The organism is Wolbachia endosymbiont (group B) of Dolichovespula media, assembly GCF_947179505.1.
Classification (GTDB): domain Bacteria; phylum Pseudomonadota; class Alphaproteobacteria; order Rickettsiales; family Anaplasmataceae; genus Wolbachia.
Map to the genome: position 1 here is coordinate 50,069 of NZ_CAMXBR010000001.1, position 16,594 is coordinate 66,662.

15 protein-coding genes, 1 tRNA gene and 1 pseudogene are annotated in these 16,594 nt (G+C 34.7%); 7 read left to right on the plus strand and 10 right to left on the minus strand.

Translation table 11 applies throughout. The features are described 5' to 3' along the window. Positions 1-3: 3 nt before the first annotated feature. Positions 4-342: an outer membrane protein assembly factor BamE gene (locus OM967_RS00250; RefSeq protein ID WP_250120356.1), complete on the plus strand. Its 339-nt coding sequence runs from the start codon at positions 4-6 to the stop codon at positions 340-342. 56 nt (positions 343-398) lie between these two features. Here OM967_RS00250 and tnpA read toward each other — a convergent pair. Beyond that, positions 399-845 (minus strand): annotated as a pseudogene (gene tnpA, locus OM967_RS00255) (IS200/IS605 family transposase). A 219-nt stretch (positions 846-1,064) separates the two neighbouring features. On the opposite strand from tnpA, the gene OM967_RS00260 reads away from it, so the two are divergent. The 3 genes from OM967_RS00260 to OM967_RS00270 all read left to right on the plus strand — a co-directional run bounded on the left by OM967_RS00260 (position 1,065) and on the right by OM967_RS00270 (position 2,379). Then, positions 1,065-1,472 carry a hypothetical protein gene (locus tag OM967_RS00260; protein WP_264337320.1) on the plus strand — a complete coding sequence of 136 codons (408 nt, stop codon included), beginning with the start codon at positions 1,065-1,067 and terminating at the stop codon, positions 1,470-1,472. A 457-nt stretch (positions 1,473-1,929) separates the two neighbouring features. Next, on the plus strand, positions 1,930-2,055 hold the full coding sequence (locus OM967_RS00265; protein ID WP_264337321.1) for a hypothetical protein: 126 nt from the start codon (positions 1,930-1,932) through the stop codon (positions 2,053-2,055). 90 nt (positions 2,056-2,145) lie between these two features. Further along, positions 2,146-2,379, plus strand: a complete 234-nt coding sequence (locus OM967_RS00270; protein ID WP_246433212.1) for a hypothetical protein — start codon at positions 2,146-2,148, stop codon at positions 2,377-2,379. Between the two features lie 117 nt (positions 2,380-2,496). On the opposite strand, the gene metG is transcribed toward OM967_RS00270, so the two are convergent. The 4 genes from metG to OM967_RS00290 form a co-directional block, all read right to left on the minus strand. Beyond that, positions 2,497-4,026 (minus strand): methionine--tRNA ligase, encoded by a 1,530-nt coding sequence (gene metG, locus OM967_RS00275; protein ID WP_264337322.1) that lies wholly within the window; start codon positions 4,024-4,026, stop codon positions 2,497-2,499. A gap of 159 nt (positions 4,027-4,185) precedes the next feature. Next, a complete protein-coding gene (locus OM967_RS00280; protein WP_264337323.1) occupies positions 4,186-4,377 on the minus strand; it encodes a hypothetical protein in 192 nt (63 codons plus the stop codon). After that, on the minus strand, positions 4,352-5,059 hold the full coding sequence (locus OM967_RS00285) for a hypothetical protein (RefSeq protein ID WP_264337324.1): 708 nt from the start codon (positions 5,057-5,059) through the stop codon (positions 4,352-4,354). The genes OM967_RS00280 and OM967_RS00285 overlap by 26 nt, the downstream gene beginning before the upstream one ends. An 81-nt stretch (positions 5,060-5,140) precedes the next feature. Beyond that, complete coding sequence (locus tag OM967_RS00290) at positions 5,141-6,544, minus strand: NAD(P)H-dependent flavin oxidoreductase (RefSeq protein ID WP_250120360.1); 1,404 nt, start codon at positions 6,542-6,544, stop codon at positions 5,141-5,143. A 135-nt stretch (positions 6,545-6,679) separates the two neighbouring features. Between OM967_RS00290 and coaE the strand changes: the two genes are divergently transcribed. Further along, positions 6,680-7,258: a dephospho-CoA kinase gene (gene coaE, locus OM967_RS00295; RefSeq protein WP_211908327.1), complete on the plus strand. Its 579-nt coding sequence runs from the start codon at positions 6,680-6,682 to the stop codon at positions 7,256-7,258. On the opposite strand, the gene OM967_RS00300 is transcribed toward coaE, so the two are convergent. From OM967_RS00300 to OM967_RS00320, 5 genes are all read right to left on the minus strand, one after another. After that, on the minus strand, positions 7,248-8,432 hold the full coding sequence (locus tag OM967_RS00300; RefSeq protein WP_264337325.1) for a ribonuclease D: 1,185 nt from the start codon (positions 8,430-8,432) through the stop codon (positions 7,248-7,250). The genes coaE and OM967_RS00300 overlap by 11 nt on opposite strands. Positions 8,433-8,516: 84 nt before the next feature. Continuing rightward, positions 8,517-9,842: a dihydroorotase gene (locus OM967_RS00305; RefSeq protein ID WP_211908323.1), complete on the minus strand. Its 1,326-nt coding sequence runs from the start codon at positions 9,840-9,842 to the stop codon at positions 8,517-8,519. 127 nt (positions 9,843-9,969) lie between these two features. Further along, positions 9,970-12,480 (minus strand): lipase family protein, encoded by a 2,511-nt coding sequence (locus OM967_RS00310; protein WP_264337326.1) that lies wholly within the window; start codon positions 12,478-12,480, stop codon positions 9,970-9,972. Positions 12,481-12,492: 12 nt separating this feature from the next. Further along, a complete protein-coding gene (locus OM967_RS00315; protein WP_211908320.1) occupies positions 12,493-13,095 on the minus strand; it encodes an RDD family protein in 603 nt (200 codons plus the stop codon). 23 nt (positions 13,096-13,118) lie between these two features. Then, positions 13,119-13,201 (minus strand) — tRNA-Leu (locus OM967_RS00320). Between the two features lie 102 nt (positions 13,202-13,303). On the opposite strand from OM967_RS00320, the gene OM967_RS00325 reads away from it, so the two are divergent. Continuing rightward, positions 13,304-14,746: a replicative DNA helicase gene (locus OM967_RS00325; RefSeq protein ID WP_211908318.1), complete on the plus strand. Its 1,443-nt coding sequence runs from the start codon at positions 13,304-13,306 to the stop codon at positions 14,744-14,746. Between the two features lie 335 nt (positions 14,747-15,081). Continuing rightward, positions 15,082-16,581, plus strand: coding sequence for a proton-conducting transporter transmembrane domain-containing protein (locus tag OM967_RS00330; RefSeq protein ID WP_405197046.1), 1,500 nt, complete (start codon positions 15,082-15,084; stop codon positions 16,579-16,581). Positions 16,582-16,594 lie beyond the last annotated feature (13 nt).

Here is a 16,594-nt window from a genome sequence, read left to right on the forward strand (position 1 = left end):
GAAATGCGAGTATTAATATCTTTTATTTTATTATTTACAGTGAGCTGCACTCACACTATTCACAATCACGGAGTTCCTGGCATTAATGTTGAACTGTGGAGCAAAATAAAAGTAGGTGATGATAGAGAAAAAGTGGTTCATACTTTAGGATCGCCAACATTAGTATCAAAGTTCGACGAAAATGTTTGGTACTATGTCTCATATAAAATTAAACAAGCTAACTTCTTGGGAAAAAGGAAGTACAGTAGTAAGTCTCTGCAAATTTCGTTTAATCAGAATGACGAAGTTACAGATATAAGAGAAATCAACGTTGCAGAAAGGTCTTTAGCTGTTGTTGATTGAAAATTTGCTGATCTATTTTTCATCACAAGTAACTAATTTAGGTAACGTAAATTCACCTATTTAGATTCAACCACTATGGATTGAAATCCAAAGATTGAGAGAGAGCATATAATGCTAACTTTTGACTTACCAAATTTATCTTCTTTTTTAGAGTAATTTTCAATATAATTTTTTATCATTTCGTCAGTTACATTTCCGCTAGTCCTGACAAATGTCCATAACCCAGTATCTTTTTTTCAGCTCTGGAAAGTTTTGCTGGATTTTTTTCTGGAACTTTTTCCTTTTATTAACTGCACTAACTTACTAATACTTAAGTATGGGGGTACAGAAACGTATACATGTTGACGCAACTCTACCTCTCTAATTGATTATTTGCACATACTTCTTGTACAACTTCTTTAGCTTTCTGTCCAATATCTCCAACTAATACTGGATATCGATATTTTGTTATCCACACTATGTGATATATATACAGAGTGACTGCTTTTTCTATAATATTCCACATTCTTTGAGATTTTTCACCTTAAAATTATATTCTTAAAAGGATGGTCCAGGGTTTTTCTCCCAAATTTGGAACAATAAAAATTTTCTAAGTTCATACAAAACAAGAAAAAGCAGATTCTCTACAAAAGAGAAAACTTATATTAAAATATTAATTTGTTTTAAAACTAAATTAATGTTAAGATATAAAGTATATAGCTTAATTTTTTTTACAAAAAGCAATGAATATCAATGATTTTAACATAAAGAACTTAACAACAATTTCTATAGTACAAGAAATAAAGAATGGCGTTAGGCTTGTTCCAGACATAATCAAACCTGGAATACAGGGTATATTTTACGCTGCAGGAGGAGCATTATTTACATACGCTTATGTTTTTTTTGCACAACAAAAAAATTATGAAGATGGTTATATGGATGGCTACAAAAAAGGCTACAGTGAAGGATTTAACCAAGGTTATAACAAAGACTTTAATCAAATTGCCTTAATTGCTGGAGCTGCTTGTGTTGGAGCTGCTATTGGAGCTGCATCTATTATGTATTGTACTAAATGTAAACAACAAGATACTCATATTGCTAACGCTCAAATAAACCAGGTAATTTCTAATAACTTAGCTTTAGTTGAGTAAAACCAAGCTAAAAAGCAATCTCATAATCATTATGCTGAGAAAAAATTCATTGTGTAACCAGAAAAAATAGAGATAATGTTTTCTGATATGTTGTAGTGGATTAGGTTCAGGTCCCAGTAGGAGCGAGTTTAAATACTACATAGACTTGTAGCTTTTTTTGCTACCTTTACTGTAAAAAAAAAGGGGTAGTAACTTTGTTAGCATCAGGAGTGTTTGCTGCAGCTCCTTATGTTAGTTTCTTAGCTCCAGTTGCAGCGTTAAGTGTTGGCCTTCCATTTATTATTAGTGGTACTGTATTTTCTGCTCTAGTTTTTGCGCTTTCAGCTGCACTGCAAAGAGCTAACAATTACTTCTTCTTGTTTAGATGCTCAAAATGTCAAAGAAAAAGCTAAAATGCAAAAACAACTAGATAAAAAGGTAGAATACAATTATTAATTCTGATGAAGATGCTAAGAAAATGCATCAAGAGCGTAAAAAAAGAAATCAAGAAGAAGTTTTAGATTCTGAAGCTCTTAGCAATTTATTTAAAGAAGAAGGTAATCAACCAAAATTGCATGCAGTAGCAAAAGAAACAGGTGATTAACCGAAACTAAAAGATAGAACAACTCAGATTGTAAAATTTAGTAGTATTGCAACGTACGCATCAGTTATAGTAGCAGCTTTAGCATCAAAGTTGTTTCCAACTCTCGTATGTACTTTAGATCCTGCTTCTGGATTATCTGAGCAGCAGGCACATCTAGGCCAAGCTGATGGTAATTCTACTGTAAATTTACCATCAGCTCACCATGTACCTACTCCACAGACTATGTTGAAAAGTAAAGTTGATGAGTCTCACGAAATGTTAAATTCTTCTTTTAAGAGTGCTAAAAATAATTTCGGTGCATCTCAATCATTTCTTCCAAAGTAGATAACGGTATAGATACATCAAAACGCCAAGGCACTTTTTTTGACTCTGTTGAATTAAAAAGGCTAACTACAGAACGGCCAACTCAGTCTGGTCTTGTAACGGCTTACTAAGGATTTTTTAAATATCGATCCTCAAAAAAATCGGCGTAGGTTTAGGCAGTGTAATGTCTAAACCTACGTATGCGTTGCACAGAGATTTTAAATCACGTTGTTCTTTTGGAATTTGCAACTGATCGAGTATCATTTTTGCTGACTTTGGAGCAATTGGCTGCAGCAAAATGCCAATTATCCTTATAAATTCCAGTAATTTGTAGATTACTAAATCCATGAGCTTTCTATCGGTTTTTCTTAACGTCCAGGGTGCACTTTTATCTATGTAAGCATTGGCCTTGGAAGAGATATTGATAATCAGGAGTATAATCTGGTTAAATTCATACTTTGATAGATGATCCATTACTTGATCAATTATGGCTTTGCAATTTGGTAAACTCTCATCATCTTTAAGCAAATTGCGATCGACCACTGGTACAACTCCAAAGCATTGCTTGTGCAGAAATGAAATTGTTCTTTGCACTAAATTGCCTATATTGTTTGCCAGCTCTGAGTTTATGCGGCTGATCATGTTCTTCTTACTGAAATTACCATCTTGACCGAAACTTGCTTCCCGAAGGAGAAAATAGCGTAGTTGATCAACACCAAACTCTTCTGCCAGACCAATTGGATCTATAACGTTACCAAGGGATTTGGATATTTTTTCCCCCTCGTTCAGCCACCAACCATGAACTGCAATTTGCTTTGGCAGTGATAAATCTGCTGCAAGAAGAATAGCTGGCCAGTATACAGCATGAAAACGCAATATGTCTTTACCGATCACATGAACGTTGAAGGAGTTTGTCCAAAACTTCTTATATTCCTCATCTTCTATATTAGGAAAGCCTATTGATGTGAGATAGTTAGTGAGCGCATCTATCCAAACATAAATTACGTGCTTGTCATTCCCTGGTACTTTTATTCCCCAATTAAAACTAGTACGAGAAATCGAAAGGTCAGTAAGTCCTGATTTTACAAACGATACCACTTCATTTTTTCTGCTCTTAGGAAAGATGAAATTCGGCTGATTTTCATATAACTCTAGCAATTTGTTTTGCCAATTTGACAAGCGAAAAAAATAGCTCTCTTCTTTTATCCACTGAACTTCAGCACCTGTTGGTGCTCTGCCATCTATCAACTCTGATTCCTGATAAAACGCTTCATCACGAACTGAATACCAACCTGAGTAAGAATCCAGATATATTTGCCCTCTCTCTTCAAGCCTATTCCATAGAACTATGACTGCTTTTTCATGACGTTCTTCTGTGGTGCGAATAAAATCATCATAATCAAAGTTCATTAGCTCAGCTAATTTTTTGAATGTAACATTTATTTCATCTGTAAATTCTTTTGGCTCTATTCCCTTTACCTTAGCCGCTTTTTCAATTTTCTGTCCATGTTCATCTGTACCAGTAGTAAATTTGACGTTCTTTCCAGCTAATTTCATAAATCTAGCTGTAACATCACAGATAAGGGAAGTATATGCGTGGCCGATATGTGGCTTGTCGTTTACGTAATATATTGGCGTAGTGACGTAAAAGCTCTCAAATTGCTCCATTTTGTACTGTTTAAAGCTTTATCGTATCTGCACTAGTAATAAAAATCAATATATATCCTATCGTATAAGCAATCTGAAAAGCCATTATACCGCTGCGTTTTGCAGCGGTATCCTGTAAGTGATTTACGCTTTAGAGTAAGCAGTTTGCTGTCCATAACCTCAAAAATGTTGTTCTGGATAAGAATTATCAAATGCACCTTTAGGAGGAGCAGTTGGAGCAGTACTATGCTCTTCAAAAGGGTAAGGAGGTGGTGCAACACCATGAGAATAATTTCCATAACCATACCCTTGTCTAGGATAGCTACCTACCGCCTCTTTAGCTTTCTCAATATTTTTCTGACTCTTTCTCATGCTTCATATGAAAAGCCACACCACCAGCAAGACACACAAGAGAATTAATGCCAAGAATGACTAAACCCCAAACTGGTAAGACTGGGTTAATAGCACAACCTATCAAAGCTGCTAAAGAAATTGCACCAACTGCAAATTCTATATTTCTGAACATTTTAAGTTTATTATCCAGGTAATCTACCTTTTCTGATTTTCTAGCCGTTTTTTCGCTACTGTTGTACCAAACACACATTAAAGCATGGAAAGCAACACACACAACTACAGCTGCTATACCTAAAGCTAATAATTTCCTGTTGTCTTCTGAGTCTTTTTTCTTATCTTCTCTACTTAGCTGGCCACCACTAATGAAACCAGGATTGTTTATAACTGTAGTACGACCACTAAACAGGTTGCTAAGTAGTAAATAATCCCAAAAATCTAAACCTCTGTTATTGTGTACATATACGTGTGTAGCCTGAGGGCTTGTAGGTTGTTGCCTACTATCACGTCGATCACTTCCTATATTGTGTTCATTAGTTGGGTTATAGCGCCTAAATTCCTTATACGCATTTTCAAAATTTTTATCACTCCAGTCCTCAATATTTTGCATACCACGAGAACGTAAAAATTCTTGAACACCATTGTCACTGCCAGTTTCTTTTATATAGGCAAGTGCATACCTTTTTAAAACACTATCACGCATAAAAGTTACCCCTAAATTAAGATTAAATTAATAAACATTTATTATAGCAAAGTAAAGTTTAATTGTCAATTCAACCATAACCTAATACCCAGTTAATATCCTTTCCACCAGTTCTGTTACTGTCGGTATGTAGCCATTCTCATAAAATGGGTCTTGCTTAAATTTGTACACATTGTGTCCAGAAAACATAAGTTCATTTTCAACATTGCCGTCATGTACAATGTTTTGCAGTGTCTTTTGTATACAGAAACTCCGTGGATCTGGCTTTCGCCCTGTTGAATGGTCACCATGATCTTTCCAATTGCTAAACAGACAATGGCTCAAACATCCCATGCAATTAATTTGATCTTGTCTTATCTCCGCAAATTTGTCTGGTGTCACAAAAATAACAGTTGCATCTGGAGTTTTCATTACCTCTATATACCCTGCTTTAATCCATGCATTTGCTAGCTCTTTGTCTTTTGCAGTGAGGTAAATCTTTCTACCTCTGCTACCTATTGCAAATTCATTATTAAACTCTCCACTCGCACTTTCTGAAAATTTTATTTGACGTGAATTTCGTTCCTGTAGCTCATGTATGAAGCTATTTCTTACTGCAGATGAGTAAAATCCTGTCGGACTAAATTTGTTTAAAAATACGTCACCTTCTTCTAAAGTGAGTAATTTCTTTTTCCACTCCGTAGAAATCGGACTTTCTTTTGTTAAAAGTGGACGAGTGCCAAACTGAAAAGCTATTGGTCCAATTTGTAAATTGTCAAACCAATGTTCCCAATCCTTCAAATTCCACACTCCCCCCGCCATAACAATTGGCGTTTCAGAAAGACCGACTTCATTCATGAAAGATCTAAGCTCTGCAACTCTTTCAAATGGAGCCTGTGATAATTCTGGATCTTCACTATTACTGAGTCCATTGTGACCACCAGCAAGCCACGGATCCTCATATACTACTCCACCAAGTAAAAAAGAAGATATTTTTTGGTAAGCACGTTTCCACAACGCTTTAAAAGCGCGCGCCGATGAGATAATAGGGTAGTAATAAACTTGATATTTAGCTGCAATTTCTCCAAGCCTGTAAGGCATACCAGCACCGCAAGTGATGCCATGAACTAAGCCTTTTGCTTTTTCTAATATGCCATGAAGGACTTGCTCTGCTGCTCCCATTTCCCAAAGCACATTCATATGTATTCTTCCACGGCCTTTTGATATTTCATTCGCTATTTTTGCTTGACTAACTCCAGCCTCGATACTATACTCAATTAACTCCTTGTGTTTGTCATTTCTTGTTTTACCTTTATAAATTAGTGGCACTAACTCGCCGTTATTATCGATAAGTTTAGCATTTGCACCAGAAAATGTACCAACAGCATCTGCTGCAGCAAATGCTCCACTTGATCTTCCGTCACTAATTGCAATGCCTTTGCCACCTTCGATAATCGGCCACACTTCTTTTCCTGAAATCACTATCTTTTTTATCTTATTTTTCAAAATTTCCTCTTAATCTTTCACTCTATTTTACTTAATTACTAAAAAAATAATAGCTTTTCTTTTTTATACCTATGCATTCAGTTTTAAATAGGCATAGGAGATGCTATAAATATAGTTTTATAAGAAATTTGCTATATGATCATAGGTTTAACAGGTGGGATTGCAGTTGGAAAGAGCTTTGTAGCCAATTGCTTTAAAGAATTTGGTGCCGCTTTGTTTGATGCCGACTCTGTCGTGCACCAGCTTTATAAAGTAAACAAAAACATAATAAGTTACGCAGAAGAAAAATTTCCTGGAGTGATAGTAAATGGAAAAATAGATAGAACAGTATTATCTAAATATTTTTTAGCTTATGATGAAAATTGGAAGCAATTTCAGTCTTTAGTGCATTCCGCTGTGCGAAATGAATTAGAAATTTTTATTGCTCAGGAGAAAGAAAATGACGGAAAGTTTCTAGTTCTAGACATTCCACTCCTGCTGGAAACTAGATTCCGTTTATATTGCGATTTTATTGTCTTTATCCATGCAGATAGCGCTGTACAAGCTCAAAGGATCAGTGAGCGTAATATGGATAAAAAAAAGCTGGATCTAATGTCTAGTATTCAGCTACCTATTGAAGAAAAAAAGCAAATGAGCGACTTTATCATCGATACCAGTGCAAATGTTCTTTCTCAAGTGAAAGATATAATAAACTCGTTAGACCTCAACACGTGATACGGTTATTCTCCACAAGATTACTCCGAATTTTAGCTATACTATCAGCAGATTTTACCATTAAAATTTCAAACCTTGAGCCTGTATTCAAAAACGATTCTACTGATCTGCCGAAAAAATCATATCTCCATCCCTTGAATAGTTTATCTATCTGCCCAGATATTGAGCCAGCTAACTCATCTTTTGATGAAATTAACTTTCTTGATATGTTATTTTCCTTACATTTGCTCTCCAAAATAATCGAGAGTATATCAAATACAGATTTATCATAATTATCTGACAGAGTATAATTTTGCTGCACAAATTCCTTCTCATTCTCATTGAAAATATCTATAAATTCTAATAAATCTTCCTCTTTTATATTTTTTGTGTTTCTCTTAAGGTCATCTAAAATGTCATCAATATGTTCCACGTTTTTTTCAATTAAACCAGTTATTACGGCATTATTGACTACCTTATTACGATTTATATTGTAACGCTGTGCTAAGATCTCTTGCCACTCACTAACTGCTTTAACAGTTAACATCAACTTTGGATTTGCTTCATAATTAAATTTAATCCTCTTCCATGCATCTTTTGGATTATGCAAATACTTATTAACATCAACTATTGATTCCATCTCTTCTTGAAACCAGCCTATCCTATTATTTTCTTCAAGTTTATTGCACAATATTTGGTGTAGGTCATATAGGTGTATCACGTCATTTACTGCATAATCTAATTGATCCTCAGATAATGGCCGTTTTAACCAATCTGAATTTTTAGCTTTAATTTTATCCAGCGCTACCCCCTGATATTGCTCTACTACTTTTGAATAACCAATAAAGTCGTGATAATAATGACAAAACATAGCAGCAACTTGGGTATCAAAAATGGGAGTAGGAACACATTTAAGCACGGTGAGTAAGGATTCTATGTCTTGCCGACAACTATGAAAAACTTTGGTTATTTCTCGATTCAGCATTATTTTCTTAATAAGCGATAAGTCAATTCCCGGTACTAACACATCTACAATAAAACTCTTCTCTCCGTAAGAAATTTGAATTAGTGATAATCTAGGATAGTAGGTTAAATTGTTTCTAATGAACTCTGTGTCCACTGCTATAAATTTTGGATCTTTTGCCATCAATTCTTCACATGCATTCTCCAGCTCCGATGTCGTACTAATTAGCATATATTTTTCATTCAGTGGCTATATTTTACCACTTATATTGAATATTTACAATTGATTGAAATTGAAAACGCAACTGTATGATAACTAATCCTTCTGTAAATATACAGTTTTGCCAGACACAACGGTACGTATTACGCGCCCTTTCACTTTGCGTCCATCGAAAGGGGAATTTTTTGATTTACTAGCAAAGTTGTCAACTTTAATTTTCCATTCATGATCCAAATCAACTAAAATTAAGTCCGCTGCAAGGTTTTTCTGTATGCGGCCACGTGGCACATGTATGATATCTGCAGGCTTATATGTCAATTTTGCAAGCACATCAAGTAGAACCATTTGTCCACTGTGATATAGTTCAAGTGAAATGGGCAGCATTGTTTCAAGGCCAACAATACCAAATGCAGCATTTTCAAGTGGCAAATCTTTAGAACTAAGATCATGCGGAGCATGATCGGTTGCAATACAATCAATCACACCTGTCTTTAAACCTTCAATCATAGCTAAACGATCTTCCTCTGTACGAAGTGGCGGATTCATTTTTGCGATTGCTCCATGTTGCTTTACTATATCTTCAGTTAAAGTAAAGTGATGAGGAGTTACTTCACATGTAACATTTAACCCCAAATCTTTTGCTCGTTTAATAGCATCAAGTGAATCTTTTGAAGAGACATGCAAAATATGGTAGTGTACATTTTCTATGTCCTTCATTAGTAGTATATCACGAGTTACCATAACCGATTCTGATGCACTCAAGATTCCTTTTACTCCCAATTCTTCAGAAATCTTACCCTCATTAATTGCGCCACCAGCAGATAGATTTAAATCTTCTGCATGTTGAGCAATAGGAACATCAAGCATACTTGAATAAAGCAGTGCCTGTCTCATAATCATTGGATTCATAACTGGCATACCATCATCGGTGAACCCAACCGCACCTGCTTCCTTTAAAAGCGCCATTTCAGTTAATTTTTCTTTCGAAGTGGTAATTTTGGCGTAAAATTCAACATTCACATGTGAAGTTTCAAGTGCTCTATATTTCAAATATTTAGCCAAGACAACACTATCAATCGCTGGAACAGTGTTTGGCTGGCAAACTACAGTTGTAACGCCTCCTACAGCTGCAGATTTGCTACCCGTATGTATAGTTTCTTTATGCTCTTGACCTGGTTCACGAAAATGCACGTGAATGTCAATAAGTCCTGGCATTAGAACAAGCCCTTTACAGTCTATTGTTTCATCAACTCCACTTGTTGAAAGTAATGATTCGCTAAAATCAACAATTTTATCCCCTTCAGTTAACAATGAACCTTTTATATCAAATTTAGTTTCCGGGTCAATAATACGAGCATTGATATACGCAATTTTATAGCCTTCCTTTTGGCCTTTCTGCAATAAATTCCAAGATTGTGTCATTATATTTAAGTATCAATTACAAAATAAATCTAAAGTTTTTTTAGTAAAACACAACCAAATTAAAGTGATGTTACAATAACTAGCAATGAAGAATATTTAAATTAATACTCAAGCAGCTACTCTACAACTAAACTAAAGAATGACTAAGATCATTCCCGATTTGACTAACTTCAACATTATTAAGTGCGGTATTTGCGTTATAAGAACAGTAACATCCTACTGCAAGAAAAGTTAATGCAGCTACAGCAAGCGAAACACACATTGCTAAATGAACCATTGTTAAACTTGTACCAACAGCAAATGCTCCAGATAATACAAAAGAAACAGAAGCATAATTACCTTGCCTTTTACTGTAAGTTCTTGCTTTCAAGAATTTTTCACTTAGCTCTTCATTCTTGCTTTCAAATTGCTTCTGTAGACTCTTCTCTAGTACTTCACTTTTGTTTTCAATTTCTTGCAGCTTTGTCTTTAAGTCGTTATTTTCATTTTCGCGTTGCATTATTTGATCAGCGAACGATTGTCTTGCATCATCCAGCTGCCCTTCCAACTGATCATTTTGTGTAGTCAATTGAGCTACCCGACCATTTAGCGTATCAGCAACCTGTGTTAATCGGGTTACTTCATCAGTTTTATCAGTTAGACCTTGCTTTGCATCATCCAGCTGCCCTTCCAATTGATTGTTTTGTATAGTCATTTGATCTACTTGATCTTTTAGCTTTCCAATCTCTTTTTTCTTCTTTTCAAGCTGAGCTCTTGCTTCATTAGATTCTTTGCTAAGTTGCATGACTTTACTAGTTTCTTCAGCTAGTTTTTGCTCTGATTCTACAAGTTGAACTTCTGTTTGCTCACATTTCCCTTCAAGCTCCCTTGCTTGACTAGACAAATTACTATTTTCCTGTTCAAGTTGAGCTTTTACTTCCCTTAGCCCTCTCTCACTCTCTCTGAATTGAGCTTTAGCATCCCTCAGCTCTTTTTCTGCAAATTCTACCTTTTCTTCTAGCTTAGTTTTTGCTTCCTCAAGTTTCTCCAGTCGATTAGCCAGATTACTATTCTTTCTTTCTAATTCAGCATTTGTTTCCTTAAGTTCCTTTATAGTATCATTAAGCTTGGTTACTGTTCTAGTTTGTTCATCCAGCTCTGCTTTCTTTTCTGCAAGCTGATCTTTTGTCCCTTTAAATTCTGCAGTAAGTTTATCTATTTGATCATTGAGTTGATTAGTCTTCTGTTGTTCTTGTGTTAATTTTCCTTTTTCATCATCTAGCTCTTTAGTTTTTCCAACCAAACTTTGTTGTATACTCTTTAACCTTCCCTCTAATTGAGTTTTGTCATTAGTAGGCTTAGCTACTTCTTGTTCTAGTAGTTTAATTTTCTCTTCTAATTTTGGAGCATATTGAATTGGTATCTCAGAAAGCTTAATGTCTTTATTTTCTTCCTCAACTTTTTTAAAGAACTCCTTATCATTCACATCGACATATGACAAAACTGCATGGTAAAATAGGCCAAAAATATAAGCAATATGACGATACTTAGATGGATTGTTATCTGATTTAAAATTTTCCTGCTCTACTTCCCGAACAAGGTTATAATAGATATTAATTCTATGATAGTGCAGTTCTAAGTACTCCAGAGTTTTACCTGTTTCTAATTTTAATGATTTACCTACATGTTTATAGTGCATACCAGCATTACCATGTGGCAAACATGGTACCGGATCTGATTGACAAGCTACTCTAATAGTCTTATTTCCAAGACACTGATTGTAAACTTCAGCGGCACCATTGTAGAAAACTCTTGGAGAGCCAAAAGTTGCAACATGAACATCTTCGGCATCTTCTGTTTTATTAAGACATAAAGCAGCGATATTAGCAAGAGCACCTCCCATGCTATGACCTGTAACATTAATTTTCAAATCTTTGATTGCTAATCCTTTATCATTAGCATGCCCTTTTAATATCTTATGCACACTGGGCCAAGAGCGTTTGAATAAAGAGTAAAAACCAGAGTGTACACGATGATCTTCAGGTAAAAATGACAATTTAGCTAAAGATGCACGAAGATCTTCCTTTACATCATTTAAATCACGAGTACCATGGTAAGCTATAGTTACTTCCTGACCTTTAATAAAAACATAACCAGCATCTCGATTATATGAATTGCTACTCATTAAAGCATAACCGACATCTTGTTGCTCTAATTTATAGTCAGTATCCGAGCAATATTTGTCTTCAATGAGTTCATTGTCGTAAAATTTTATAATTTGATAACCTTCTTCTTCAAATTGCCTTTTAGTTTTGTACTCATCTTGCTTTAATTTTCTGTCCACATTACCGTAGGAAATCTTGCTAAAAGTACACATTTCTTGTAATTTTTCTTTATTAAATCCTGCAATTTGCCCTTTTATCAGATCAGCAAGGTCAAAAGCATCCTTTAATCCAGCACCTTTAAAATCTTCTATCTTCTTCCATGCTTTAATTAGGTCAGAAGTTCCTAGCCCATTAAGGTCAAAACTTTGAGCTTCTAATTCGTTCTTAAATGGTTCTAGCGCTTCAATTGCGCATTCTTTTATTTCATTACCACCAATATGTACAATACTATCGCTAATAGAATCCATACTTTGACCATGAGTAATACTTGGCATATTTTTTACCTACTATTTCATTTTATCAGGCTTAAGACTCTTATTTGTGACAACCACCGTATTTGCAATCTTATCATGCCAAGTTTGGCAACGTTTGTCGAAGCTTGCCCATATGAAACCTAAGAATAGTGGTGCAGTTGACAATATAAAGGAAAAAAACCTCTTTATTGCTTGTTTTAGAGTCAATTTTTCAAAAGTTTGTGCATTTACAACTCTGAGTCCAAGTAATAACTTTCCAGGTGTAGCGCCAAATCTTATCCACATATATGCTACATAACTAAAAAGCATAATAAATTGAACTATCTGATTTAGAACTAGTAACTTGATTAGCTTACTCTGCATTGCTGTTTCCTCTGCAGATAGTGGTACCTGCATTTGATATTTTGCAGCAATTTGGCCTAATATTTTACTGCTCTCTGAGCTCATGAAGAGTTGATTTAAGGTCTGACCGCAAAACTGCAAAAATAAAACGATGATGATTAAATCAAGCAGCACTGACAAATAGCGTCTAAGTCCCGTTACATAGCATATTCCATTATCATCCTTTTTCACTTTTTGAATAGCATTTATAGAAGAAAGAATGGAAAATAAACGATTAAAAATTTTATGTAACATATATGCATTTTCCAATGTTTGAGTGCCCCTGGCCGGACTTGAACCAGCATGCTTTTGCAAGCAACAGATTTTGAGTCTGCCGTGTCTACCATTCCACCACAGGGGCCTACTTTAATGCTATAAGCAACACAAGATTAGTCAAATTTTTTATCTTTTAAGTAAGGACTGAATATTCTACAATAATCAATCATTACTCTGAAAACTTAAAATGAATGAATTAGCTAATCTTATTGATTCAAGAGAAGAAATATGTAAATTGCCACACAATTTAGAAGCAGAGCAAATGCTCATTGGTGCAATGATTCGTGATAATAGAATTTGTGATGCAGTTGAAGATATAATTGCAGCAGACAATTTCTATGATCCACTACATCAAAGCATTTTTACCCAGATATCTAAAACCAGAAAACACGGCATAGTTGCCAATGAACTAAGCCTTAAGATGTTTTTTGAAAATGATAAAGCATTTGCCGAATGTGGTGGAGTTGAGTACCTAGCAAAACTTGCAGCAAAGGCAAGCATTGCGCTTGATATCTATAGCTTGACCAGAATAATCCGTGATACTTATTTAAGGAGATGCTTAATCAAGCTCGGGCAGGAGATAGTTGACGATAGTTACAACTACAACATTGAAAATCCTGCACAGGTACAAATTGAGCAGGCAATGACAAAGTTGTTCAACTTAGTAGTAAAAAAGCAAGGTGATAAGACATATATAAAGCTTGCAAGTTCAATTAAAGATGTGGTTGAGAAGATCAGCAAGCTGAAGAATAACCCAGAGGCTCTAGGTATTACAACCGGACTTCAAGACCTAAACCAGCTCCTTGGTGGTTTGCAGAAATCTGATCTGTTAATTATAGCTGCAAGGCCCTCAATGGGAAAGACAGCATTGGCGCTGAACATCGCACTTAATGCTTGTAAGATTTTGCAAAAAAGAACAGATAAACAACACTACGTAGCGTTTTTCTCACTTGAAATGTCAGCAGAGCAATTGACTGCAAGATTGATTACTATAGATTCAGGCATTGGTTATTATAAGGCACTGACTGGGAGAATTAGTGATTTTGAATTACACGAATTCATTAATGCTAGTACAGATCTATCCGAATTACCTTTCATCATAGATGACACTCCTGCATTATCAATTAGTGCTCTTCGTACCAGAATACGTCTTCTCTATCAACTATATAATGTAGAGGTGGTCTTTATCGATTATCTGCAGTTAATTCGAGGAACAACAAAAAGGAGTAGTGAAAATAGAGTGCAAGAAATCTCAGAAGTGACGCAGGGTTTAAAAGCAATTGCAAAGGAACTAAATATTCCCATTGTTGCACTATCACAGCTCTCTCGTTCTGTTGAGCAAAGGGATGATAAAAAACCACAACTTTCTGATTTACGTGATTCAGGAAGCATAGAGCAGGATGCGGATATAGTAATGTTCCTCTATAGAGAAGAATATTATGAATTAAGAAAGCAACCAAATGAAGGAAGTAATAAACATCGAGAGTGGCAAGAGAAAATGGAGAAAATTAGAAATATTGCAGAGCTGATCATTGCAAAACAAAGAAACGGGCCAATTGGCAGTGTGAAGCTACATTTTGACTCCAATAGAGGTGCATTTAAAGATTATACAGAAAGATATAGTCTGTAGCGGTTTTGAGTAATTCTGGAAGTGTTTAACAAACCATACGTGCCAAATTAAGAAGCTATCGTGAAACATAGCAATATTTAAGATTGGCATTTTATTTGTTACATTTATTTTTTTAGGAAATTCTTATCTAGGATAAGATAATTTTTTAGAAAGATCTATAAATTACTAACTTTATTACTTAATATATAAAATAGTTTTTTCCTATTTCCTTTCTTCCTTACGCCACTTTTTCTTAACTTGATGCGTATGGTTTATTTAACACTTCCGATATACAACTAAAAAATAGCAAATTCTCTATAACTTGAATATAATTTTAGCTTTACCTAAACAGAAAGATGAATTACTTAATGGATTTTGTTTTAATATCTCTTTCCTTGCCACTTTTTATTACTGAGAATTATTTGTTAATTACTGCGTTGATTCCACTTTTAAGTGCATTAGCTATTTCTTTTACTAGTAAATGGCCCAGATTGAACAATAGCATTACTGTTGTTTCTTCTATGCTTCTATTTGCGTATACATCTCTATGCACTTTATATTTGGTGTATGGTGATCATTCTCAATTTATTCTCATGGACTTTGGTAATAATTTGCATATTAGTTTAAAGTTAGAGTCTAGTGGAGCAATATTCAGTTTATTAATATCATTTTTGTGGGTACTAACCAGTATGTATGCAATATGTTATATGCGAAATAACTATGCTGATAGTAACTACTCGAGTTTTCTATGCTTTTTTTCAATAGCGATTAGCTGTGCAATGTTTATTGCTTTTTCTGGAGATTTGCTCACTACATTTGTCTTTTACGAGCTTCTAACTATTAGTACATACCCTCTGATTACTTACAACTCAACAAATGAATCAGTAATTGCAGGACGCTATTACTTTGGTTTACTATTTTTCTCTTCTTTAGTGTTATTTTTTCCTGCAATAGGCCTCTTATATAATGAATTCCATACTTTAGACTTTGTAAGAGGTGGAATATTCAAGTTTGATACTTCGTTCATAACTTTTATTGCAGTGTGTTTTGCTATGCTGATTTATGGAATAGGAAAAGCTGCATTAATGCCAATGCATTTTTGGTTGCCAAAAGCAATGATTGCACCAACTCCTGTAAGCGCACTACTACATGCTGTTGCTGTTGTGAAATCAGGAGTGTTCATCATCATCAAAGTTATATTATACACTTTTGGCATCGATAATATGCAACGTTTTGCACAGCAAAGTTGGTTTGCTGGAGGATGGCTTCCGTACGCTGCTGGATTTACTATTATTACTGCATCGTTAATTGCTTTAAAGCAAAAGGAATTAAAGAAATTGCTTGCTTATTCTACCATCTCTCAGTTGTCATATATTATATTGTTTGCTTCAATTTTTAGTGAATTCAGCATGAGGGTTGCAATTTTTCAATTAGTTTGCCACGCATTTGCAAAAATCACTTTGTTTTTCACTGCTGGAGCAATAATAACGAAAACAGGTGAGAAATACATAGATAGAATTCACGGTATAGGACGTAGTATGCCAATTAGTATGATAGCATTTACTATAGGTGCATTGTCCATGATAGGGGTACCACCTGCTCCGACTTTTTGGAGCAAATTTTTCATTTTTCAAGCTGTTTTTAACTCTAGTAATGTAACACTTTCTGTATTTGTAGCTCTGGTGTTAATTGTCAGTACTATACTCAACGCTCTATACTTCTTACCGATAATTTACAATGCCTTTTTCTTAAAACCTTCTAGAAATTATTTTATTAAAAAGACACCAATGCTTCTAATTTTACCTCCAGTTGTTACTGCTGTATGCACTTTAGTTATTTTTTTAGCTACCAAGTAATTTTTTAAATGTA